General features: G+C 36.8%; 28 protein-coding genes and 1 pseudogene. All 29 read right to left on the reverse strand.

Translation table 11 applies throughout. From position 1 onward, the window contains the following. Position 1 precedes the first annotated feature (1 nt). Positions 2–1231, reverse strand: a complete 1230-nt coding sequence (locus DL92_RS0110540; RefSeq protein ID WP_026667673.1) for a restriction endonuclease subunit S — start codon at positions 1229–1231, stop codon at positions 2–4. Continuing rightward, positions 1224–1790 carry a lasso peptide biosynthesis protein gene (locus DL92_RS0110545; RefSeq protein ID WP_026667674.1) on the reverse strand — a complete coding sequence of 189 codons (567 nt, stop codon included), beginning with the start codon at positions 1788–1790 and terminating at the stop codon, positions 1224–1226. Before DL92_RS0110545 ends, DL92_RS0110540 begins: the two co-directional genes overlap by 8 nt. Before the next feature lie 19 nt (positions 1791–1809). Continuing rightward, positions 1810–3036, reverse strand: a complete 1227-nt coding sequence (locus DL92_RS0110550) for a restriction endonuclease subunit S (protein ID WP_026667675.1) — start codon at positions 3034–3036, stop codon at positions 1810–1812. 2 nt (positions 3037–3038) lie between these two features. After that, positions 3039–4631 carry a type I restriction-modification system subunit M gene (locus DL92_RS0110555; protein ID WP_026667676.1) on the reverse strand — a complete coding sequence of 531 codons (1593 nt, stop codon included), beginning with the start codon at positions 4629–4631 and terminating at the stop codon, positions 3039–3041. A 297-nt stretch (positions 4632–4928) separates the two neighbouring features. After that, a complete protein-coding gene (locus DL92_RS0110560; RefSeq protein ID WP_026667677.1) occupies positions 4929–5384 on the reverse strand; it encodes a hypothetical protein in 456 nt (151 codons plus the stop codon). Next, on the reverse strand, positions 5378–6439 hold the full coding sequence (locus tag DL92_RS0110565; RefSeq protein WP_026667678.1) for a hypothetical protein: 1062 nt from the start codon (positions 6437–6439) through the stop codon (positions 5378–5380). Before DL92_RS0110565 ends, DL92_RS0110560 begins: the two co-directional genes overlap by 7 nt. An 85-nt stretch (positions 6440–6524) precedes the next feature. Beyond that, entirely contained in the window at positions 6525–6914 is a 390-nt protein-coding gene (locus DL92_RS0110570; RefSeq protein ID WP_026667679.1) for a hypothetical protein, read from the reverse strand. Positions 6915–6935: 21 nt separating this feature from the next. Continuing rightward, complete coding sequence (locus tag DL92_RS0110575) at positions 6936–8186, reverse strand: IS256 family transposase (protein WP_081816886.1); 1251 nt, start codon at positions 8184–8186, stop codon at positions 6936–6938. Between the two features lie 81 nt (positions 8187–8267). Further along, on the reverse strand, positions 8268–8861 hold the full coding sequence (locus DL92_RS0110580) for a hypothetical protein (RefSeq protein WP_026667681.1): 594 nt from the start codon (positions 8859–8861) through the stop codon (positions 8268–8270). Between the two features lie 14 nt (positions 8862–8875). Continuing rightward, positions 8876–9250 (reverse strand): hypothetical protein, encoded by a 375-nt coding sequence (locus DL92_RS0110585; RefSeq protein ID WP_026667682.1) that lies wholly within the window; start codon positions 9248–9250, stop codon positions 8876–8878. Beyond that, positions 9250–9567 carry a hypothetical protein gene (locus tag DL92_RS0110590; RefSeq protein ID WP_026667683.1) on the reverse strand — a complete coding sequence of 106 codons (318 nt, stop codon included), beginning with the start codon at positions 9565–9567 and terminating at the stop codon, positions 9250–9252. The genes DL92_RS0110585 and DL92_RS0110590 overlap by 1 nt, the downstream gene beginning before the upstream one ends. 466 nt (positions 9568–10033) lie before the next feature. Next, positions 10034–10219, reverse strand: a complete 186-nt coding sequence (locus tag DL92_RS0110595) for a hypothetical protein (RefSeq protein WP_026667684.1) — start codon at positions 10217–10219, stop codon at positions 10034–10036. A gap of 56 nt (positions 10220–10275) precedes the next feature. Beyond that, positions 10276–10761 (reverse strand): HD domain-containing protein, encoded by a 486-nt coding sequence (locus tag DL92_RS0110600; protein WP_026667685.1) that lies wholly within the window; start codon positions 10759–10761, stop codon positions 10276–10278. Positions 10762–11204: 443 nt separating this feature from the next. Continuing rightward, positions 11205–11420: a hypothetical protein gene (locus DL92_RS21510; RefSeq protein WP_026667686.1), complete on the reverse strand. Its 216-nt coding sequence runs from the start codon at positions 11418–11420 to the stop codon at positions 11205–11207. 15 nt (positions 11421–11435) lie between these two features. Then, positions 11436–11591: pseudogene (locus DL92_RS21810) on the reverse strand (IS110 family transposase); the annotation flags it as partial. Continuing rightward, positions 11572–12174: a hypothetical protein gene (locus DL92_RS0110610; RefSeq protein WP_026667687.1), complete on the reverse strand. Its 603-nt coding sequence runs from the start codon at positions 12172–12174 to the stop codon at positions 11572–11574. The gene DL92_RS0110610 and the pseudogene DL92_RS21810, both read right to left, overlap by 20 nt. Positions 12175–12271: 97 nt before the next feature. Further along, the gene (locus tag DL92_RS0110615; protein ID WP_026667688.1) at positions 12272–13141 is read right to left on the reverse strand and encodes a DUF5688 family protein; all 870 of its coding nucleotides are present in this window, start codon (positions 13139–13141) and stop codon (positions 12272–12274) included. Between the two features lie 137 nt (positions 13142–13278). Continuing rightward, entirely contained in the window at positions 13279–13962 is a 684-nt protein-coding gene (locus DL92_RS0110620; protein WP_026667689.1) for a hypothetical protein, read from the reverse strand. Beyond that, entirely contained in the window at positions 13953–14159 is a 207-nt protein-coding gene (locus DL92_RS0110625) for a hypothetical protein (RefSeq protein ID WP_026667690.1), read from the reverse strand. Before DL92_RS0110625 ends, DL92_RS0110620 begins: the two co-directional genes overlap by 10 nt. 10 nt (positions 14160–14169) lie before the next feature. Further along, positions 14170–14316 carry a hypothetical protein gene (locus DL92_RS21260; protein ID WP_197027255.1) on the reverse strand — a complete coding sequence of 49 codons (147 nt, stop codon included), beginning with the start codon at positions 14314–14316 and terminating at the stop codon, positions 14170–14172. Positions 14317–15084: 768 nt separating this feature from the next. Further along, positions 15085–15744 carry a hypothetical protein gene (locus DL92_RS0110640; RefSeq protein WP_026667691.1) on the reverse strand — a complete coding sequence of 220 codons (660 nt, stop codon included), beginning with the start codon at positions 15742–15744 and terminating at the stop codon, positions 15085–15087. A 469-nt stretch (positions 15745–16213) separates the two neighbouring features. Beyond that, positions 16214–17515: a type II toxin-antitoxin system HipA family toxin gene (locus tag DL92_RS0110655; protein ID WP_026667692.1), complete on the reverse strand. Its 1302-nt coding sequence runs from the start codon at positions 17513–17515 to the stop codon at positions 16214–16216. Continuing rightward, the gene (locus DL92_RS18990) at positions 17512–17853 is read right to left on the reverse strand and encodes a helix-turn-helix domain-containing protein (protein WP_051625303.1); all 342 of its coding nucleotides are present in this window, start codon (positions 17851–17853) and stop codon (positions 17512–17514) included. Before DL92_RS18990 ends, DL92_RS0110655 begins: the two co-directional genes overlap by 4 nt. A gap of 302 nt (positions 17854–18155) precedes the next feature. Beyond that, positions 18156–18317, reverse strand: coding sequence for a hypothetical protein (locus DL92_RS21075; protein WP_155841123.1), 162 nt, complete (start codon positions 18315–18317; stop codon positions 18156–18158). Next, complete coding sequence (locus tag DL92_RS0110670) at positions 18317–18565, reverse strand: hypothetical protein (RefSeq protein ID WP_026667693.1); 249 nt, start codon at positions 18563–18565, stop codon at positions 18317–18319. The genes DL92_RS21075 and DL92_RS0110670 overlap by 1 nt, the downstream gene beginning before the upstream one ends. A gap of 113 nt (positions 18566–18678) precedes the next feature. Then, positions 18679–19173, reverse strand: a complete 495-nt coding sequence (locus DL92_RS0110675; RefSeq protein WP_026667694.1) for a hypothetical protein — start codon at positions 19171–19173, stop codon at positions 18679–18681. Positions 19174–19185: 12 nt separating this feature from the next. Beyond that, positions 19186–19371, reverse strand: coding sequence for a hypothetical protein (locus DL92_RS0110680; protein ID WP_026667695.1), 186 nt, complete (start codon positions 19369–19371; stop codon positions 19186–19188). Positions 19372–19380: 9 nt separating this feature from the next. After that, positions 19381–19656 (reverse strand): hypothetical protein, encoded by a 276-nt coding sequence (locus DL92_RS0110685; protein ID WP_155841125.1) that lies wholly within the window; start codon positions 19654–19656, stop codon positions 19381–19383. Between the two features lie 424 nt (positions 19657–20080). Beyond that, complete coding sequence (locus tag DL92_RS0110695) at positions 20081–23752, reverse strand: hypothetical protein (RefSeq protein ID WP_026667697.1); 3672 nt, start codon at positions 23750–23752, stop codon at positions 20081–20083. Between the last annotated feature and the right edge of the window lie 472 nt (positions 23753–24224).

Genomic DNA, 24224 nt, shown 5'->3' on the forward strand with positions numbered 1-24224 from the left:
ATTATCCTTTCTTAGGAAACATATTTTGAAGCATATATCTTTTTAATTCTTTAAGATTGTCAGCCTTCCGCTGATGAAGGGTGATAAGGTTGTCGAGGCTGCTCAAAAACTCTGATATTTTTGTTTGCTCATCAGCTGATGGTAATAACACTGTGATAGAAGTTTTCATAGAATCAATGCCAATATTGGCCTGTGAGCTTGAGTTTATCTCAAGTTTAATCTGTTTTTGCGCAGTATCTCCTGTAAGATAATGGTATAAGTATTTTGAGTTTATTTTTTTACTTTGCTTAATAATTGCACAAGAGTATGAAATCAAAAAATCTCTAGTAAAATCAACATATCTGACTGCACCAACAGAAGCATATCGGGCGAATATAATATCCCCCTTTTCTGGTTTTATCTTTCGTGATAACTGTTCATAATCCTCTTGTGATACATGCTTAACTCCCTCAAAGTTCAGTTCATTTATGCCGCAGAAATCCCCTGTCATTAGATATGGAACCCCATCATCTACTGTAAGTGGCATCCTATGATCTATATCCCCGATTTTTGCGAGCTCTCCCAATTTATGCTGTTCCCAATCGTCAGTAAATCCCGCAAATCTAATCTCCGGAACTTTCTCACCATTTTTCGGAAACATTTTTTGAAGCATGTATTTTTTAAGTTCTTTTGTTTCATCACACTTACGTTGATGAAGGGTGATAAGGTTATCAAGATACTCAACAAACGTACCTATCTTTTCCTGTTCTTCTTCAGAAGGTACCATAATATTCAATTCTCGAATATTCTTTAACGAAACAAATTTCTGTGTTCCACCATCCAGTCCATTTTGAAGTTGCTTCTCTGCACTTGGCGACTGAAGATAATGGTATAGATATAAATATGAAACCTGCTTTGTGTCTTTTATAAGAGCTACATTTTTTATTGCAAAGTCAGGTTCTGTGCGGATTAATGCAAGATTTCCTATTGTGCCAATCATTCCCATAAGAATGTCATTCACATCCACTTTTGAACGCTTATTAATAGCCTCAAAATCTTCATCAGATATATACTGAATATCATCATAATTGATATATCCATCTTTGACATTTTTAGAAGTTACAAATGGATGCCCTTCACTCTGGTAAGATGGGGAATCATGTGTTCCATCTCTTACATCTGAAATTTCTGATAACTTACGCTGTTCCCAATCATCAGTAAAAGCAGAAAATCTTATTTTGGGATTAGACATTATCATCACCACCTTCCCCAATAATATGATTACGTGACAGTTCCTTTATAGATGATAATGTTGTTGTTGATGATGTATCCAAAAAGTATAGAATTAAATTCCAGATAGCATTATGATTTGGAGCATGATCGCAATAGTAAAAAAATGACTTTCCTACCATTTTCGATATATCTGCATCTTTAAAATTATCATCAAAAGTAAACGGTTCATATGTTACGTCTGCATCATCATAGCTTACATTTATTTGCGGTTTTATAATACCGTCCTGCCAAAAAGGTGAAAATGCAGTATTTCCATATATTGCAACATCTATTATTTTATTATCTAATTCAACCCATGCATGATAAAAGTCATGGCCATTTACCCAAAACTTACCTATGCATAGTTTTGGAGAAAACTTCAAATGTTCTAATGCAAGACAGATAGATACACTTATTGTAAGGCAACCACAATGATCTTGGCAGTCATTCATTTTATTAAATGCCCGTACAACTACGCTCTCAGCATCTTTATCCAATCCTGCTTTTTGAATCAGATGAATCATGTCATAGTTTTTCATATTGTATGCTCCAAAAAGATTAAAACATATTCCGTAGAAAGAATTGTTTTAAAGTAATAAGCTCCTCATACTTACGCTGATGAAGGGTGATAAGGTTGTCAAGATTCACAAAAAATACTGCAATCTTCTTTTGTTCTGCTTCTGAAGGGCAATCAATTACTACATCATTCAACTTAACCATCGTCAAAGCTTTTTGGTTTGAACCCGCAGCACTATTCAACACTCTTTGTTTTCCAACTCCATCACCAATATATACTCCCAAATAATCTGAGTTTATCCGAATCTCTTTCAGCCAAATCAAGTTACCATCCTTGAAATAAAACGGCGTATTTTCCTTTATTACAAAGGTATTACCAAGAGTACCCACAGCTGTTATCAAGATGTCATTTTCTTGAGGAACACCATAGTTTCTCTTTAACTGCTCATATAGTTCTTCAGAAATATATAAAACATCTTCTAATTTCGTGTTTTCACCTAATTTTGAAATCTCTGAGCCTCTAAAAAAAGGGATTCCATTATCAACATAATCACTTGCGTGAACTCTCTTACTTGATGTTAAGGTGGCAACATCTCCTAACTTACGCTGTTCCCAATCGTCAGTGAATCCGTTAAATCTTATTTCTGGTTTCCTCGCTCCATTTTTCGGGAACAACTTTTGAAGCATATATTTTTTCAGTTCTTTTGTTTCATCACATTTACGTTGTTGTAGATCAATCGCTTTATCAAGTTCATCGATTAGCTTTCCGATTTTTTTTTGCTCATCATACGAAGAAAGCCATAGCTTGCTATCGGCAAACTCCTTTTGTCCAAGCGTTTTGTTTCGTCCAGCGCCTCCGGGAGATGCCATTTCTAATATATCTTTTCCTTTATCTGTGGTGAAAAATTTAGTTATATAATCTAAGTCTACAACACCTGCTTTAGGTTTATACATGGGAAAACGATGCGAAGCAATCATACCGAGCTCTTTTTCAGTTGTTCTCGCTACAGCTCGCTCCCATGCAAATACGATATTTAAAATAAAGCAATCAGGTTCAATCCAAAAAACTCTTTTGTTTCCAAGATCTTTGCTAGTAACTTCATCTTTATAAAAGATACCTTTTCCATGAGAACGAATACCTATTTCACGATAGGTTTCATCTTCTTTTGTTTCAACTGGATTTCCGACTTTATCAAAAATATCTTTGCATTTTCTTTGTTCCCAATCATTGGTAAAACCATTAAATCGAACTTTTGGCTTATATCCCATATTTATTCCTCAAGAGCTTTCTTAAGCCCTTCAAAAGCTTCTTTTGTTTCGTTATCGCTAAATGTAAGCTCTTCAAACATCTTTAAAAGCTCATCTGTAGAACTCTTTATAGCATCATTTGTATCGTTCATTTCTTTTGAAAGCTGCTTTATATCAATCACTTCTTCCTCTTCGCTGGTATCAACATATCTTGGGATATTAAGATTGAAGTCATTATTCTTTATATCATCATAAGATGCGAGATATGCTTCTTTTTCTACACTCTGCCTGTTTTTGTAAAGCTCAAGAACATGATTTATGTGCTCCTCATTCATCACATTCTGCTTCTTTTCTTTCTCAAACTGATTAGAAGCATCAATAAAGAGAACATCTCTTCCTTCCCTGTGTTTTTTAAGGACAATGATACATGTAGGAATTGAAGTATTGTAGAACATGTTTGAAGGAAGCCCTATAACTGCATAGATAGAACCGTTCTCAAGAAGTATCTTTCTTATAGTTCCTTCCGATGCTCCCCTAAATAGGACACCGTGAGGAAGTACGATAGCCATAGTGCCGTTAGGCTTTAAATGGTAAAAGCCATGCAAAAGAAAGGCATAATCTGCCTTGGATTTAGGTGCAAGAGCTCCGCCGTAGTCCATAAATCTCTCATCCTGCTTAAAGCCATCTGCCGCAGACCACTTTGCCGAGTAAGGCGGATTCATTGTAACTACGTCAAATTCGGTCTCTTCATCTGTAGGCCAGTCGGCATCAAGAGTATCTGCATTTCTTAAATGCTGATTTTCCGGCATTACACCGTGAAGGAACATATTCATTCTTGCAAGGTTATATGTTGAGGGCATAAGCTCCTGTCCATAATATTTTATATAGTCAGGCTCTTTTGAGTAGTGCATGCAGCTAAGCATGAGTGAACCTGAACCCATGCATGGATCGTATACCTGTAAGCCCTTCTTATCTTCCTGCCCTGTCATCGCAATCCTACAAAGAATCTGTGCAGGTCCGTGAGGTGTATAGAACTCTCCAGCTTTTTTTCCTGTTTCAGATGCAAACTGACCGATAAGGTATTCGTATGCATTTCCAAGAACATCACCCTTGGTATTAACAAGATCTGCGCCCTCAAGAACTTTTATAAGGTCTGCTATAGTAGAACTCTGTTTCTGGTCTCCTGCTCCAAGCCTGTTTGAATAAAGGTCAACATCAGCGAACAGGCTATTAAACAGTTCATCAGATTCCTGGATACGATTAAACGCCGCCTGAAGCTTTTCTCTATTAAATCTGTTATCCTTAGCCTGCTTCAGGATACTTATATATGTCATATCAGGATCAAGTGTATAGTGAAGTGAGTTTTTAAGCTCACTTAAGAGATCTTCTTTATCTGAGCTGTTCATCGCATCTTCATACGCATCCTGCGCATCAAAAAGGCTCTTAGGCTGCTCATCGTTTAAAAGGTCATAGACTTTTACAAGATAGGAATCAGATAGGTACTTGAAGAACACAAGTCCCAATAAGTATGTTTTGTACTCGTTTGCATCCATTTTGCCTCTAAGTACATCTGCTCCGCTCCAAAGAACGGCTAATAAGTCTTTGCTTTCTGCCATTTTACAACCCCTCTCAAATCGAAAAATTTACATATGAGTATATTATAGCAATTAGAAACGCATTTTGCTTATTTTTGCGTGTTAAAAGCGAAAAAACGGCTTCGCTGATTTCTCCACGAAGCCGTTCTGGTGCCGATATTTATTTTTTCTTATTCTCATTTAATAATTACTGTATTTTGTGCGAATGATACTCATTATCGTCAACACTACATTCTTCTTCATATTGACCTAAATACTCATAAACCTTTAGAAATCATACGGAAATAATTAGCCATCTCCTTTGTGATACATACATTTTCAATGGTTTTCAACCCTGGCAAAATACAATTCTACAATTTTTCTATGCCCATTTTTTGGAGATTGATAAAGAATAAAGGAGGCTTTATAAAATGCATCCGGATTTATATAATATGTTGATTCTTTATCACAATAATTAAATATAGTATCATCTTTATCTACATCATTTACACTAAACCTACATCCTTCCGAATCTTCAACGGTCATATCAAATTCAGATTCATCCCAGTCATTGATCAAATCAAGCACATCTTGACCAGTTACCGGTTCATTAAGATATTTTGCATATTTTTCTTGAGCCGCCGAATACTCTTCCTTAAAACGTTTGTCTTCATCTTTAGAAAAAAAGCCACAACCTGAAAGAGCACTCAAAAAAATTACTATAAGAATAATATACAAGCTTGATTTAATCGTTCTTCTTTTTAATTGCATTAAAAACTTTGTTTTTCTTAACATGCTTTAGTCTCGCTTTCAGGAAAATCACCCTGACAAGGGGCACTAATTCCCATTACCATAATGGGGGCAGAATTATTGCCGTGACTTGCGTCTTTTATAGCATCTTCAAGAGAAGAATACTTTTTTGATGGAATCATCTCATTATTATCCGGCACCCCATCATTATCGCCATTAATATCATCATAATATGCTGTATTATGCCCAATGTATACCACATTCCCATTTGCATCAGTTTGTTTTTCAATATTTATGGTATGTATCTGAGCCAAAATGTCATTATCATCATTATAAAGAGTAACTATTATAGTATCACTATTTTTTCCTACTTCTTCAATTTCATTATAATCAGTAGATGATGTACACTTCACATTATAACCAGCATCTTCTACTAAATAATCTGCTAGTTTATTCGGACAAGTTCCCCATGTCCCATTTAACATTGCTCCATCAGCTTCAAATTTTGAAATAAGTGCTGCAACCTCTTCATTATTTAAATCTTTTCCCATCGAATGGAGCGCATTAACAACAGCTATTATTTCACAGCCAGAATATGCCATATCCTTATTGCCATACTTAACATCCTCCCAAAACATCTGATTTTCAATGTAATTCCCGCAACTATAAACTTTAGCAATCTGATTCAGATTCTCTTTTGAATGTTTTTTTATTGTTTTATTTGAAATTGTATTTTTTTCTGCAAGATAACTCATAACACATATAACAGTTTCATTTGAAACGTTTTGCGGAATATACCCTACAACAATTTGCTTTATCTCTTCCACCGTTGCTCCTGTCATCTTTGCTAGTCTCATGATTTCATCATCAGAAATCATCGGAAAAAAGGGATAAGCAAATGGATTACTCCACATTGATAAGGCTGATTTTGCATTAAGTGCTACAACCCCAACAGAGTTCTTAGCAACACTTGGCTGATAAACAGTCATGCCATCAAGAACACTGGCAGTATATTTTATTTTTTTCTGAAGGTCATTGGCATATCCTGTAAGATCCTTGCTGTCTATAAGAGCACAAGCTTCCTGATCGGAGAGTGTCAAGTTAAGTGTGTAAGTTTTTTACTTTTATTAAAATCGGTGGTCGCAATGACCACCGATTTTTGCGGTAGTAATGGTGTCTGTAATCTTATCTAAAAGGTAGTTCCGCTTCAATTTCACTGATGAACTGTTTATCAAGTATATAGCCCGATTCATTGGGAATAGGCTCTGAGTCCTGAGCAGGATCGTCATCCCAGCCATAATAACTAAGGGCAAATTTACGAGCTTCATCAGGTGACATGTTCTTAGTGTGAATACGGATGTATTCTTCATCTCGGTAAACTTCAAGAAATGGGATAGGAACACCTCCGTCATACCATCCACCGGAACTGTTCTCATAAACACTATGGCCATCTTTTACCCATTCTCGGACAGCACGCTGCTCCTTCTTGGTCATAGGGGTGTTTTTGATATAATCTTTATACTGTTCTTCAAGCAGTGTTCTGGTTTCTTCTGGAAGATATCTGTTAAATCGCATACAGTGGCGCTCCTTCTCTAATCAATATTTTTCATACCGCATAATACGTTTTTGCATGTTTTCGTCCATTGCAAGCTGGTTTCTTACAAGAGCCCAGTTGGAGACCGGACGGTTATTCCATTTCTTGTAAAGTTCGGTTATACGAAGATAAAGAGCCTTTAAAACAGAATCTTCGCTAGGGAAGGATCCTTTCTTTGTGACTTTTCTGAAGCTGGAATTAACGGATTCAATAGCATTTGTCGTGTACATAACCTTACGTACAGCACTGCCATAATTGAAGAGCTGTTCTACATGATTCCAGTTTCTAACCCATACATCTACAGCACCTGGATACTTGCTCCAGTTCTGTTTAAAGCGGTCAAACTCAGCCATCGCAGCTTTTAGGCTGACTGCACCATAAACTTTCTTAAGCTGTGAGGTATAAGCCTTATAATCCTTTGAAGGAATATATTTGATAGAGTTGCGGATGAGATGAACAATGCAGCGTTGAACAACTACATCCTTGAAAATGGATCTTGCACCTTCTTCAAGGCCTGATACACCATCCATGCTGATGAATAGTACATCTTCAACACCTCTTGACTTGATTTCATCAAATATCTGCATCCAGTAATGCTTGCCTTCAGCTTCACCAATCCAAATGCCTAAGATATCTTTAATGCCATTTATATCATATCCAAGGATGACATACACAGCACAGCTTTTTGTCTCCATTTCACGGCGTATATTTACATATAAGCAGTCAACAAAAAGAAATGGATAGAACTTTTTAAGTGGTCTGTTTTGCCACTCATGAGCTGTATCAATTACCTTATCAGTGATATTTGATATCATTTCAGCAGATATCTCAAAGCCGTATATCTGCTCTATAGTGTCAGCTATATCGCGCTGGCTCATGCCTTTAGCGTACATAGCAAGCACCTTGTCTTCAATACCGCTGACATCCCTTGAACGTTTAGGAACTATCTGCGGCTCAAAGGAGCCATCTCTGTCTCTTGGAGACTGTATATCAATGTCTCCCATGGTTGTCTTGAGTGTTTTATTAGTGTAGCCGTTGCGTCTGTTTGAAGTAGCTTTATAGCCATGATCATTGGATTCATAACCAAGATGGTCATCCATCTCTCCTTGAAGCATTGCCTCAAACATAGGACCAAATATATCTTTTATAGCATTCTGCATGTCCTGTGCATTCTGAGGCTGATACTGTTCGATGATGGATTGTGCAATAGCTCTGCCTACCTCGTTCCGCTTGTTCTTTCTGGGTGCCATGATTTCTGTGTTCATTCCTTTCAGTCCTTTCTTCTAATGTACCGCACCCTATAACATAAATAAAGTGCGTAAGTTAGTGGTTGCTTAACTTACACACTTTATTTTACATTGTCCCTGATCGAAACTTTCGAGCTTTTTTATGTCCTTATCCAAAGATTTCCCATGTCCGCAAAATTCATCGCACACCTCCATTGCTCTACGATAAGTAGGCACTGAAGATACTCCCCATCTTCCCAATATATCGGCGGCTTCCTTTGCATGACATTCAAGCTCATACCCCTTAGCATCAAGAGCGTTAAGGTATACATTAAAATCTTTCTTTATCTTTGTCAGGCCTTCCACGCTTACCCTTGCTTTGGGGGAGGGATCAACTTCTTCTTTAAACTTGTTTTCTATGCTAAGGCACATATTCAGGAACTCTTTTTTAAGCTCAAGGTTCTTTTCATGTATATCACCCTGCACATCATATGTAAATTCCTTTGACCTGTCAGCCATCTCTCCAACAAAAGTCTCATTGTTATGATATTTTACATATCCTCTTTCAAGATCTCTTGTACGTTCCCTGTAGCTGTCAATATCTCTACAGAGAGCATCTGTAAAACTATCCATAACTTCAGCGTCATATTTTATATCGGAATCACTTCCGATTATCCCTTCATCTTCGTAATACCATAACATATAATTTTTTCCCTTTACATAGCGTTATTTCGCGATTCAGCCTCAATCTCAGCCCAAAGATAATCGATCCTTCTCTGACATTTTTCTATATGTTCACGGATTCGTTCTCTGGCTCTTGCCATCTCGGATAAAAACTCTGATGTATGGTCCTGAGCACGACGCGTTTCACTATAAATCTGACTTTGCATATCTTCAGCATTCGATTCCAGAGCTCCTCTAAATCCGTCAGCTAAGGTCACATCATAGCTTTTCACAGGAGTTTCAACTTCATCTGCAATCTCAGCTTGTAACCTTCGTATGATATGCTCTTTGCTTTCAAGTATGCGAAGTTCTTCTTCACATCTCGCAATCTCACGTTCCAGCTCATGTATCTCAGAATGTCTGCCCATTATCTCTTCACGCCTCCTACAGTTGTTTTTTCTACTGTAAGGCTTTCAGCGGAAGCCTTATCAATCGCGATCATGCTGTCACGCATTGTAAGAAAGCCATGTGGAAGTGATCCCGCTGATTCCTGTCTGTATAATTCGTCTGTTTCATGTATCAATTGTAGTAATTGATGCATCTTTCTTCCTGCATTAAAAGTATCCAAACGGTCTGCCTGCTTTAATGAACTGTCAGGAAATACACATTCAGAAGCGGCACCTCTTATATCTTCAACAATACCTGTAAATACTCCGGTATCCATAAAAACCATTTTTTCTGCCATATATAAACTCCCTATCAAAATATAGCTTAAATAATTGTTAACATTATATCATGTAAAATATTCTATATCAATGTTTGTTTATCACAGTACCATCTTTATCAAAAGTGCTGTAAATCAACGCGATGCGCTGCTCTATTTTCTATAATCAGATACCTGTAGAAAATATGAATATATAAAATTTATTTAAGATCTAGTTTGATTTTCTTTTAAGAACGTGTTAACGTTATCTTGTTATAATTCCCAGCTCAGGTTCAATATATTTCTCTCTCCGTGAAATATATAAACCTCATTATGTTCTATATGGCATGCATGTCATATAGAGACTCAGGACCTATTAGTTTATCCTCTATGTGCTAATAGGTCTTTCCCATTAATCGTAAATATTACAAGAGAATCTTCCTGGATTTTATTATCCTACAAAAAAGAGCCCTCCTCACACAAAAGGAAAGCTCTCAGTTCAACGTTATCAAATAATACTATTCCATTGTTCCATCTCAGTAAGAACTGCCAGAACAGTTGCTTTTTCAAAAGTCGGCTCATCTTTTCGATATTGTTTGAGAAGATGCTTTCTTTCTTCTTCCATGCTGTCCCATTCTTCCTGTGAATACTCATCCCTATTGTACAGAATTTCCAATGGCTCAGTTAATTCCATAAGAGTCCGCGGATAGTAGTAGTCAACTATAGGATTATAATTTACCCCAAAAAGCTTTAGGCCAAATGTGTAGCAAGATTTATATTCGTCAGCTTCACCAAATAGCTTATATCGCATGCAGTAAGGTATACCTCGGAATGTTCTCCGAATCTGTCTTTGATATCATCAAGTCTTTTATAGACATCAACCTCACTTCCTTTCGAGTCTACCTGCATATCTGCCTGATTGAGAATGAGCCATTCTTCTGTGACAACATCGATGTATCTTCCGTGTTTCAGAATAGCTCTTACTGAATTCCCCCCGATATCTCCAAGAGGTTCTTTTCCTCCATAAAAAGCATCAGAGAGCATTCTTGAGCTTATATCCGGATGTTCTGACTTTTTTGTAGAGAATTCATAGCCAATATCGTGATTAAACCCAAGGACAAACATCTTGCGAGCAAATTCTTCATCATGTCCTCGTTCCAGTGCAATTTTATATGCCTTTCTTGCGACTCCAAGAATATGATGGAGCCTGTCTTCTGATATACCTATATAACTCATGTTTTTCTCTCTATTCTTTTTTGTTGATGTTTACCAAAATACCTAACTTTAAGAGGATTCTGATAAACGGTTAATAGTTCCGTATATAGTTAAAAGTAAAGCATTCTGGATATGAAGTGGCTTCTATGAGCCCTTTTCTGATGATTTGAGGTACAAAAAAAGAACGTCATTGTTTTCCCCTTATGAAGGCCTTCTCTCCTCCCTCATCATCTACAGTAACAAACCTCTCATGTCTACCAGGATCACTGAACTTTGTCAGGTCCTAAATTCCTTCGTTCTGTTTATCCATAGTAGGGTGCTGCTCATGCTCCTTAGTCAGGGTCATTGCCCTATAAAAAATGTCAACGCAGCTACTAGCTCTACTTTGTCATATATATTTGTACATTCCTGTTTCACAGCACCAATAATGGCGGACGCTTATCTATTTACAGTACTTTTGTTTCTTAAGCGGCTATAAGCTCGCTGTCTCGGTGGATGTCTGACTTCATCTTAGTCCTGTCATAATCCAAACCTTTTGTCAGAACCGCGTAGAAAACGCGAATCAGTTTGCAGCCAACAGCAACCATTGCCTGTCTGCGTTTTAGCGGATTCTTTACTCGAGTAACGTAGTAGTCATAAACTTCCCGGAACTCCTTATTGCTAGCTAATAACGGTATCATTACCTGATACAGTATCTTACGGAGTTTTCGTCTTCCTCGCTTGCTGATTCTTGACCTTCCTTTATGCTTTCCAGAGCTGTTTTCAACCAGCTCAAATCCTGCGTATTTCTGGATCTGTTTTGGTGACTTAAAGCGCCTTATATCACCAACCTCAGCAATGAATCCTGCTATCTTCTATCATCCTAATCTCATCTGCTATACTATCATCCTCTCTTCCAAGCGCAGGTAGCTCTTCATCAAAGAGTGGGGTATAAAGCTTTTTAGTCGAAACAAGGAATCCGATATTGTTTACAATAACCCTTTCCTCAATGCTAAAATGCTCTCCGATATCATCCCTTACTCCATAAACATAATAGCCTTCCTTTCTAAGCTGATTGATAAGAGGCTGTTGCCAATAATAAAAGTCTGTAAAATAGTATCTACAATCAAGCATTTCCTTGTAGTCATCAGTTGTTACCCATACCTCTTCATAAAGATTTTCAAGGTAATCAATAATCGGAGAAATATCCTTTCCGTTATTAAACGTATCAATGATATATCCGCCCCGACCGAGAATCCCACTCCATGACTCTCCTGTTTCCATACTATCTTTTACAAGCCTTTCAGCTTCTTTTCTATCAATATCGTAGTGAGCAATAGCTCCTTCGGCATTGTAAAGAAAAATAAACAGTTCCTTTGTTGGAGAATAAATATCAAGTCCATTGATAAGCCTATCGTACATGTCTTTCGCTGATTCAAATTTTAAAAATTCCATTTTTTTCCTTTCGCTCACTGCCCTAAAGGACAGTGACTACATTTTGAACAACTTAAGGACTCTTACAAAAAAGAGTCCTTAATGTTTTTAAGTTTAATTATTCTTCAATGCTGATAAGCTCTCCATCGTCAAACTTATAGATGTGATCAGAAAGCCATTCCAGCGGATTAACTACGTCATGATTAATCATTCTTACCATTTCGCATAATTCTTTAGTATTATCATTCACAGCTTTTATTGCGATGCACTCATGCACTGATGAGGGTAAAATATAAAAGTCGCCAAAAATATCTTCTAGCTCTTCTGCAACACCCGGATATGTAATTGCAGTTGCTCCCAAGATACGTGAATTATTAGATATAACATATATTGGCACACCCTCAATAGGCGTACAACCGCCAAGAATCTCAGTAATATCTTCGATACTTACTGGATATTTTTCCGGAGTGTTTTTTAAAGCTGCAATATATAATTCCTCTTCTGTCAGACCGGACTTTACTAAATGCTCTTTCGTAAGAGTTATCATTCTACCTTCTCCAACGATATCTGAAACATCAATTTTATAGATATACTGAAGGTCTCCGCCAACAGATCGTGATACAAGATCCGAATTATTATTCCAGATGCGATTTTCAAGACAAAAGAAAACTTGTTTTAATATTTCATGTTTATCTGTAACAATACTATTGATTTTTTCAATTCCACTTTCAGTATTGTTAATTGTCTCAATATACTCTTGTGCAGCATCTTTAATATCATTTTCGATAAGGTCATCCCAAGTAAGATATGCGACGCTATCCGGGACATATACTATGTGAGCAAATGCGTCTTCATCTTTATGAACAATGATACCTGTCAAAGAGACGTTATTCTTTGACGGCTCACTTATTTCACATCTCCATCCGGTCATTTCTGTGATTTCCTTTGCTACCTTTGCTGCATATTCGTTTGTCATTGTATTTACCATGCTTTTCTCCAATCTTTTAACTACCTCCCCCATACGGAGGCAGTTTAGAATCGCCCTGTATGGGTTGGCATTATTATTTAATTGGATTTATTAACCCCAAAAGAACACTTACAGCTCCTTTTTTGAATTAGGTTATATTAAATATCTGCTTCCGGATAAATTCCAATTCCCCCATCTTCATATTGAAGCTGAAAAAGATTAAGGTCATTTATCGCATTAAACATTTCTTCCTTAAGCTCAGGAGGACATTCCCTTTCTTTAATACCGTATCTGAGAAAAAGATATCCACTTGATAATTCTTCCTTGATCCATGATAAATTCTCACTTAGCCAATTTTGGGCTATCTCCTTTTGTGAGATTTCACGTGATTCCTGTTTTTCTGCCGGAATGATTTTCGAAGTAATAGGTTTGTCTTCTTGTCTTGAAGTCTTGTGACTATCTTTTTCGCCCCAAACAGTGAATTTATATACCTTACCATACTCATCATCTTCCATAGCCTTATTAACAGCACTTACTCTGATTACTTCCTCATGGAAGGTGCCATCAGTATGATGCACTATTATTCTATGTGGAGCTAAAAAATTTGCACTTAAACTACTTCCGATAAGCTCATATCTTTCATAATTTTTAGGCCACCTCTCTCTTACAAACTGTTCGAAAAGAGCAAGTTCATTTTCATTTTGTATCTCAGGTAACCCTCTCTTATACGGAAGAACGTTATCAACGATAATCGGTTCCGCCTCACAAATTATCTCGTCATCCTTTTTTCTCTTGTATTTTGTAAAAAGGACTATTGCGATATAAATAAGTATTACAGCCATCTCCGCGGCCTCCTTTTCAATAAAAAAGGCTCTATCTTTGAAAAAGTTTCTTTTGTTATCTTCACAGTTCGTAATGGACAATTCATTTTTATGAACACCACTTCACTCTTACTTGTCTTGATAACATTTTCAACTTCCAAGATAAAGCCTCGGTCATTTTGTATCGCTCTTAAAAGCGACGCTATTGAATTTTTCATACTTTACACCTCAAGCATAGGTCCGTATTTCTTTTTTGATTCCCCGTTCATAAGAACGTCTCCTCTTATCTTGAAATACGCACCCACGTTTCTGCGACGTAAAGTCGATGCGAGCTCTCTCAAGTCCCGCAAGCTTTTTGATTGTTTCTTTTTTCACTTTCTTTTTCCTCCTTTATAATAAAAAACAGAGTATTTGCCCTGTAAGCAAAGACTCTGCATAAATAACTGTTATTAAAATAATTATATAAATTCAAAACTGTCTGAGTATACTTTACTATAATCTCGCATGCTTTTCAAGCACTACCACTAAACTATGTTCCTTTAACTTTTATGTTTATCTTGCATTTTAAACTATTATACATTACATTTCATTTTTACCACCATGGTCGGTTGCTAAACCAAATGATTCTGTAAATAATTAGATCGTTCCTGTATGCGGACAGCAGACGAGCTTGAATTAGTATTTCTCCCAAGATAATGACCGTACAATATTGTTTCGCTCCTTGGCGGCTCCCAGCCAAAGTTCTGACATCCTACAGGAACCGTACTGCTATAGTTATTTCTCACCGTACATGCAACATTTCTACACTCAGAACATCTAAATTGCCTTCTATAGCTATAGCGTCTTTTACAATCCATACTACAAAATGGGTGTTTACTGTTCCTTGCAGTAAATGTACGTCCACAGCATAAGCATATCTTTGATGTATTAGATCCCATTTACACTCATTAACCTCTCTTTTGCTTCATCTCTTGCAATCTTGGGAAATATAAGCACAAGCTCTTCTAATAGCAATGGCATTTTCTCCTTTTCTTGTATAGTATACCACTAGTTATAAATACGTCAAACTTGTACTTCCATCTTAAAGCTTCTTTCAGCTTATGCAAAAACTCCAATACTTATTCTGTTAGTGCCTATCCCAGGTTATTGGCATTTATATCCATCTTCTTCAGTATCACCCTTCATTAAATCGTTATAGATATACTCTACGTCATCCTCTGTTATTCCATGCAGTATCAGTATTTTTCTATAAAACATATCCCCGGACTTTCTAAAATAAAGTCCTAACAAGACAGCTGAAACTGCGATCATGGGTAAACTTATCTCTATAACACTTCCGCATCCAGTCTTTCCCATAAATTTAAGGTATTCTCTGTAACTCACCACAAACAAAGCGAACCTTGCCAATATATCTACGCGATCTAACAGCCTTGCTTCTTTTATCTGCTTTTCATGCACTGAAGCTTTATAACGCTTCTTCTTTCTCACAAGGCTAACGCCGGTAAGATAGCATCCTATAACCGTGAAAGAAAGCGGTATCAATGTATTTATACCAAACATGTATGAGCCAAGAAGCACTAATACAGCTGATGTTACTAAAAGAGCCCCCCACAAAATGACACATAAAAACCATCTCTTCATTGCTCTTGCCAGATCATCAGACAGTCTTTCTTTGATGAACTTCTTTACTGCAAACTTTTCATTGTCTTTATTCATAATGATCTTCATATCCAGCTTGTTTGGAAAATCTCTTTGTAGCTCCTTTTTTCCAAATAAGCTCTTATTTTTTTCAAGTTTATTCATATCTACTCACAGAGCAAGTTTTAACTGCTCCTCTACCTCTCCTTTTCTTATGATCTTTTCATTTAAGATAACGCTCTTTGCTCCTGCCTTTTTTATCAAATAGCATATGTAAGTTTTAGCTGGCTTATTTCTGATTGCGAGTAATAAATCTGATATAAAAAAGTATCAATTACATACAACCTGTTTTCCCATATATCGCCATCCATTAGTATACTTTTCTCATGAGTACACTAATCATATCACGGTTTATAAATACGTCAATGGTAGCTGCCCCTTGCTACAAAACAAAAAAAAGAGCCTTCAAACGTTATATAAGGTAGCGTTTTTATAATCAAACTATTCAAAAAGGCACTATTTCAAAGAGAATATAGTGCCTTTTTAATTCATGCAGGATGGTTAGATTATGGTAAAACATATAATATTTTAATCAAACTAAATATGTCATCCAGGTTTGAGATTTTATGTTGTTTTATATATTTACCAATTCAGTAATAGTTTTACTTACTAAGTCTATGGTACTTTCTCTTATTCCAACATCCCCTGCGATGGAAGTCCAATGAACTATTGCAGATTTTACATCTGCAATAATGCTTTTGGCTCTCTGAGTAGATATGCTGATTGTGGATGCGACCTGAAGCAGATCCTCTAATTCTATCTTTTCGCTTTTGTTATTTAGCGTCATTTGATGGTTGCTTAACCATTTGTTTGTCGGGTTATAGGAAAATGTGACATCATAGGCTGGTGATAATTTCCAGATTCCATCTCTGTTCATCAGAAATGAGACGTTTTTAACATGGTCATCTCTGTTGACGGCAAGAACATTAAATACCATTCTTCTGTAGAACTGTTCAACCTCATTAGCACCAAGACCAATCTGTTTCATGTAAGATGCCGCCAATTCGTAGCTGCAAAGTCTTGGCGTGTTGTAATCAATGTGGGCAAGCGCCGCAAGTGTTTGCATGTGAACCTTTGAACCATCTACCCTGTCGAATCGTTTGGTCATAAAGTGATTGTGGTTATTTTCTTTGAAGATACGGCATTCATTCATATTTATTCCAGCCTGTAACGCCATAAGATAATAGGCATACTCAATAAGGGTATATTCAGGCTCATCCTCCATGTCATGATCACCATTCTTGCTGACACCATCAAATTTCATTAGCCAATAACCAAATCCTTTTTCAGGGGCAATCTGACCGGACTTCACTTCATTTGTTTCTTCATTCCATGCAATGACTGCCTTTGCTCTTGCACCTCCTGCAGATGTTCCTAGTTTGAGAAGCTGTGAGTAAGAGGCATTGGACATGTCTATGTTTACTTCTTTTCTTTTACTCAAAACATCAGAGGCGAATTTTACCATCTCACTGACATTGACTATATCAGATGAACTGGAGCCAGCAGAGAGTGCTGGACGATATTCTAGTGCGCCCATACCTCGGCTCCCTGTATAACATAATCGATCTATCACGTTGAAATCAGTCTCAGACTTTCCTTGTGCAGCGAGCCATTGGTTGATAATGGCATTACCAAATTTATCGGGCAAGGAATCAGCTATCATTCCAGGTACTCCGTGAAACGATTCTTCTAAATTAGGAAACGAATAGAGTTTGTTGGATATAGGCATTTTTAAGGGCGAAAGCTGAATATTAGTTCCACGAACCCCTTCAATAAAATCGTTGTCATACTCAAAGATTGCATAAGGTAAACCTTCTTTGAGACTGAGGGTACCAATCTTGGTGTTCCATAAAAATATTTCTGCAAGGTTATTCATTGTTCGTCACCCCATTTGAAAGTTCTATTGCTTGTTTTGTCGTTTTTCTTTCTGACTCTTTTCCGCTCTGTTCCATTTTGTCTAGCTAAATATGTAGATGGCCTGTCAGTCATATCTGGTATCAGAATATTAAAATTGTCGGCTAAATCCAACGCCATCATGATTTTAATAAAGATATCCAGTTGCACATCTAAACCCTTTTCAAATTTTTGGACAGATCTTAGTGATACGCCGGCCTTATCTGCCAGCTCCTTTTGAGTCAGGGGATATGCCAGTCTATAGTCTTTAGCTCGTTTGGCCAGTTCAGAAAGGATACCGTTAACAAATAAATATTTCATATATAATCACCTCAGATATATTATAAGCAAAGCAAAGTTAATGTGCAAGTACGCGCATATTATTGGTGTACTTGGCACTTAACACGCAAGAATGCACATATTACACAAAGGAGCGTAATTAAAAAGAGCATTTATAACCGTAAAGGAATATAGATGCTCTTTTGTTTGATTATATGTAACCAAACTATTTTCCGCTTAATATAAGGCTTTATTGGCATTTGTTATACTATTTACCTTATATTCCGTTTGAAGACTCTTTTATATAAAAATATTAAGTTTTGATTGCGATTTGTATTCACCTATCAGGCCTTTTTTAGTCTTGCCGTTGTAACGCCTTCATCCTCATAAAGAGCATTACTATTTTCTATAGCTTCAGCAAGCCGATCTATCGCCTTGATAAGTCTAGGAAGGTCACTATCAAAGAACTTTCTTCCCATTCCTGTTTGATAGAATTCAGGTCCCATCACGCAATATCCTCTATTTTAAAGATTCTTTTCTGAGCTGCTTCATTCATCTTTTCAAATATCTTATTGATCCTTTGTCTTGTCCTAACAAGATATGCAAGCCTTAAGCAAAACATTACAAACAATACACGTAATGTGATGATAGTAGGAGTAACTACTTCTTCTACTTCCTCATTGCTTACATGAAGTATGATAATAACAACGCAGGTCAGCATAGTTGCATAAATCTTTTTATCTAACTTTTTCATAATATAGTCCTTGCCCGCAAACGGGCATTTCCTGTTGGGATTTCTCCGCAGGGCAGCCCGTAGGCAGGTTTATATGACTATTTAGTTATTTTTAACGCTATGCTCAGATAGCTTTACTTCGATATTTCCATATGCTTTTCCCAGTTATCAATAGCAAGTTTTGTTACCTTTTCCCTTATTTCATCGACTATACCGGTGAACTCAAGCACCGAATAATCCATGAATATAGCTTTTTTTACATCAGAACTCCTCTCTGATATATATCCTCGTATTACCTCTACCGGATTAACAAGCATAATGTTTGCTGCATCCTGATAGAACATAAGATTAAAGCAATTAATCTTGATGTATTGATTTGCAAGCTCACCAATCCGCTTTACGAGGTTATCGTAAGCAGTAGCATAGTTCTCTTTTAACAACTGCACACCTTTTTCCCTTACTTCTGTTTCAGTTCCATTAGGAAGTTCTTGTCTTCCAAGCCCATCGACATTTTTTAGGAGCTTTGCAACTTCATTGCAAAGCTCAAAATAAACATCAATTTCGTACTCTTCAAGAACTGCATGGTTCTTAGTAATAATAGCTCCATTTTCGTATTTTGATTGATTCATTTTTTTCTCTCCTTACATACGATATGTTACAGTGCTTGTGCGGACCACTTGCCCGTTTTTTAATGTGATTACTGCAGGAACGCCTAAAATAGCGACAACTTTTTCATAATCAAAAAGTCTGTCGCCAAAGATTCCTCCAGATATCTGCTTTCTGCTCTGATCAACGAGATATGTTGAATTATTAGTCTTAAATTCCATTTTTCCTCCTTATGCTGCATTTACAAGTGACAGCTCATATAATGTGTTTGCTATTGAGATACAGTCAGAATTAAAGTAAACTCTGGCTCCTCTCCAAGAACCGCTCTTGTCATTTATTTCATTGACAAGCTTTACCGGCTCAAGCTGTGTTGTAGCATCCAGCTCGATTAAATTTCCGTTCCAATCATCTAGGAAAGCATCCCCTTTTCTTGCATCAATATATCCCGCTTTGTTCTTTCCAACAGGCGTGTATATACGATGATTCTTAGGTAGATACTTATCCATCATTTGATGACTAAAACGACGTTTTCATATGGCTTCAATCCCAGTGAATGTCCAATAGCTTAATAGACATCAGCACCGACATTCTTAAACTCAGCGATTGTGCCATCAAAATTAACGAAAAGCTCATTCATAGCCTTTCTCCTTTCCTCGCCTTACGCGATGTTATTAAATTGTTTTTTTGGGAATTTTTAAAAAAAGACATAAAAATAGCACGGACCAAATTGGACTGTGCTTTAAATATGATTGACTGTTATTAAAATAAATAGATTTAATAAAAACTTACTATGTATACATTACCATATAAGTATAGCTTTTGCAACTCAAATATCTATACAAAAAAGAACTGATAACCTTTGTTTTGGTTATCAGCTCTTCTTTGATCGAGCATTTCAATATCAGCCAAACCGCTCATATCTGCAGCTCTTTAATTTACGATGTATGTTCCTACTTCATAATCATCAAACTTGCTCTGTCCCATATCAATGACTGCTACATCACCCGGTAGAAGCCCAACTGTTATATCATGATTAAGCGTCGGATCACCAGCTACTGCTGTATTTTTTGCTCCCTGGAGCTTCCACTGATTCTTTCCACCCGATCCGTAATAAGCCAGGTGCCATTCTCCATTATTCTTAGTATATATATCAAAGTTAAGGATAAGATACCCTGTCTTATAGAATATATCTTCATTTCCTCTGATATATCCATGCTCTGAAGCATAATCCCATAGGTCAACATCCTTTGACGTTACATATAACTTAGATGGAATCGTATAAGCACCAAACCACGTCTGCATGGATTTTCTGAAATTATTCCACGTCTCCGGCTCTGAAGACTTTGTTATATCATATGGAACCCCATTCGCATCCTTCGTTTTTACATAAGTCAGATTAGAAGCCCCTTGTTTATCAAGATTCTGCTCAAGCTGCTCTAAATTTCCCGTAAGAAGTCTAAGTTCCGATGTCAGCCTGATATTTGATAGTGTCGAACACTGCACGTCCTTATTCAAATATAGCTGTGCAGACTTATATATATCACGAGGCCATGAAGGATTTTCAGGGTGCTTTAGCTCATACAATAACTTATTTGCAATATCCTTTGAAAAATCAGCATCATCCTGCTGCAGAGCATGCAATGTTCTGTTTAGCGATGCATCAACCTGATAAAACGATCCTCTAAACTTCGGATCTGCTATCTTAGTCTTATCAAAAGCCGACAGATCTTGTTCTGAGCCGTATTTTACAAACTCCATCGTCTTCTTATCAGTTACTTTTGTGTAATAGACGTTGATATTATCATCTACCTTACTACCATCGTAGCTTACATATCTAAATGAGGGGATAATATACATCTCATCGCCTTTTTCATCCCACAGATTTGCGATCGTTTTTACTGTAAAATTAAAGGTATCTCCTCTTCTTAATACTCCGGAATTCTTATATGCAAGTGATGAACCTACTGCAAAAGGAAGCGTATTTGCATCAATCCAGTTATTAGTAAGAGCTCCATCAAACGTATATCTTACAGCACTTCCACCAATTCTGTTTCTATTTCCCTGCTTCTTTTCCTGTTTCTTAGGACAGAAGGCAAAGTTCTGTATGCCGTTTGATATTCCGCTTGCTACTTCATTACCACTCTTTGTAACAGTATATCCGTCAAATATATCCTTTTCGTTTATTCCTGCTACTTGGAAATCATATATCCAGCCGGAAAGCTGTACTTCCATCTTGTAGCGGGCAATATAGTTAAACAGTTCAGTATTAGCAGCTCTTCCACCGCCAAGGTCATCATCATTCTTTATGTATTCTTCATACGCATCAAAATCTTCTTTTGTCGCGTTCTCCGGCACAACCTCATAATATACAGTATAACTATCCCCTTCTATAGCCCACGTTGGAACATAAAAGTCTACCGTATCTTCATCGTGCCCGTCAGAATCATCCTGATAAACTTCTATCCATTCTGTATAGCCTGCCTTTTTTGCAGGTGAATTATCTGTTGCCTCAGAAGTAGTATCATTTGGATAATATATCTTTCCATTTATCTGAACAATAAACGGGAAACATACATATCTTCTCTTGGTATATTTATTATATATGGATGTACTCAACCCATTATTGTTAGCTGCTTTTTTATATCCGATATGCTCCATATGATACTCTGGAGTAAATTTTATCTTATATGATCCATCTAGTAGTAACTGATAGTCAGCATTGTCATTATATCTATCACCAAATCCTTCTTTGCTTCCGTCTACTATCTGCGGCTTTCTATATTCGGGTACTGCCGATGGTTCTAATACTTCTCCAGTATTCGGATCCAAGATAACAACAGGCGAAACAACCGGTGTATGAACTCTTATCGGTTCCTGAGAAGGATACGAAAATCCCGTAGGACTCGTTTCATTCAATATCGCATTACCAGAATCTTTTGCTTCCGTATATGTTCCCGAAGGAGTTATCTTCTGGTCATAAGTTACCGTTATCTTTGTGTAATAGTTCTGGTTCTTAATACCTGACGGAATCTTTACATTATCACCCGTCTGCTGAGTCGTCTGCGTCTCCTGATTAAACAGATAATCTCCTTCATTTATAGGTGAATACGCCCATTTTTCTCCTTCATTCTTAGCGTTCTCGCCGTTCTTATACTCATGCCATGCACCATTCATATATGTCTTGCCATTTATAACAAGAGTATCGTTCTTTACAGGTATCTTATATGGTTCGAGAACAAGTTTTTCAACATGTTCATCAAAATAGGCCTCTGCTTCTTCCTGTGAGTCCATAACAGGCGTATTATATGTAAGCGCTCCATCATAAGCCGCAGTCCAGTTAACATGCTTATCATCATCGGGAAGTGCTTCATAATCCGTAGTAAGCCTAAGATTTGTATCATTGATATAGCACTCCATATTCACATCAATCTTAGAATTAAAGCTATGTGCACCAGACGGAAATACTTGATTTTCATCTTTAACGGAGGATAAGTCCCAGAAGTTTGCCGCCGTTAAAAACCAATATCCTACTTTTCTAGATACTGTATGCGTATGAGCCGCCGATCTGTTAACTGTTACTGTTACTGTCTTTTCTTTAAGAGTAATTTCGTCGATCTCACCTGTTCCTACTTCTTTTTCATATGACCAATTGACATTACCGCCAAAAGTCCATTCATGAGTTGCGTCTTTACTATTTACAAGTGCATATCCCCACCAAGCATCTGCTTTATATCCGTTATCTACGTTTTCAGATGTAGGAATCGCGTCTCCAAGATCAAACTGCCCTTCCCTGTTCCAGTTAAAGGTATAATATGAAGGTGCTTTCTTTCCTATCAGCTTGCCATTAAGTAAATTATGCATATCTTCTTCAGACATTTCACCAGCTTCAACTGCGGCAGCACATTCCATCACAAGTCCTTTATCAAAGTGGTTATCTGAGTATTTATTAAACCAAGGGTATTTTTTTTGATACTCTGCAAGATTATACTTTGTACACTCCTCATCCGAAGGAATTCCATCTATTGTAAAACCAATTACAGCATCTAACTTAAGTGCTAATGCTTCTTGATTCGCATTTGTCGTCAGCTTTGAATACCAAACCGGATTCTGAACTTTTATCGCATCAAGTAAAGCATCATAGTTAATTGTCCATGACGATGTAGAAATAGTTCCTGCTATCTGTTCCTTTGGATTTGCCGTTACAATATTTCCTGACAATAATGGAGACAAATATATCGTTATTTCTCCCAGCCCTGTCTCAACAAGCTTTCCACTTGAATCTATATAAGCATCTGCAACCGTGAATCCCTTAGTTGCGTAGTATGTTTCGCTTGTTCTTTGCTTATCAACAGTCGTATAAGTAATGTTATTTGTAACTGGGTCAGCACTTAATCCTTTAGAAACAACTTGCATACCATTACTTAAACTACCTTCTGGAACTAATTCACTCTCATCAACCGTGTTTTTATTATTCTTTGATTTTTCTACTGAATTTTCAGTTTTAGAAGTATTGGTAGCATATATAGAAATATCACTTCCTCCAAAAATAGATATCCCTATAGCAATAGCTATCGCTGAATTTATTATTGAAAATCGTTTCAAAAGAGTCCTCCTCAGATTATTATAAGCTATATGTGTATTACTATATTTGTATAGTATACCTTGATTGTGACATTGTCAATGATACGTGAAGCAACAAAAAAAGCTCTCAATACTAAAGTAATCAATGTCATTAAGTTAAGATGACAGCCCAAAAGATCTCTATGTCAGAAATGACATAGGGGTCTTTTTTTCTTAAAAGGTATTGACAGATTATCGTAAATGTGTGGCCGCTTTCGCTACTGATGTTTTAAAGGTAGCGAAAGCGGCCCTTGTAATTAAGGAAAACTTGATTGCAAGGAGGTCACATATGAAACCAAAACACATTAAAAAGCTTTTATTATCTGAAATCACTACCACTACTCAAAACATGTTGGATTATGTTGTTAATCCCAAAGTAGATTTCACTAGGAATCGTAAGCTTCCATTCGAAAAAATAGTCAGAGCTATCATCGAGATGGAAAGCAAGAGTATA

Source organism: Butyrivibrio sp. AE2005, from assembly GCF_000686965.1.
In the GTDB taxonomy this organism is placed as follows: domain Bacteria; phylum Bacillota; class Clostridia; order Lachnospirales; family Lachnospiraceae; genus Butyrivibrio; species Butyrivibrio hungatei_A.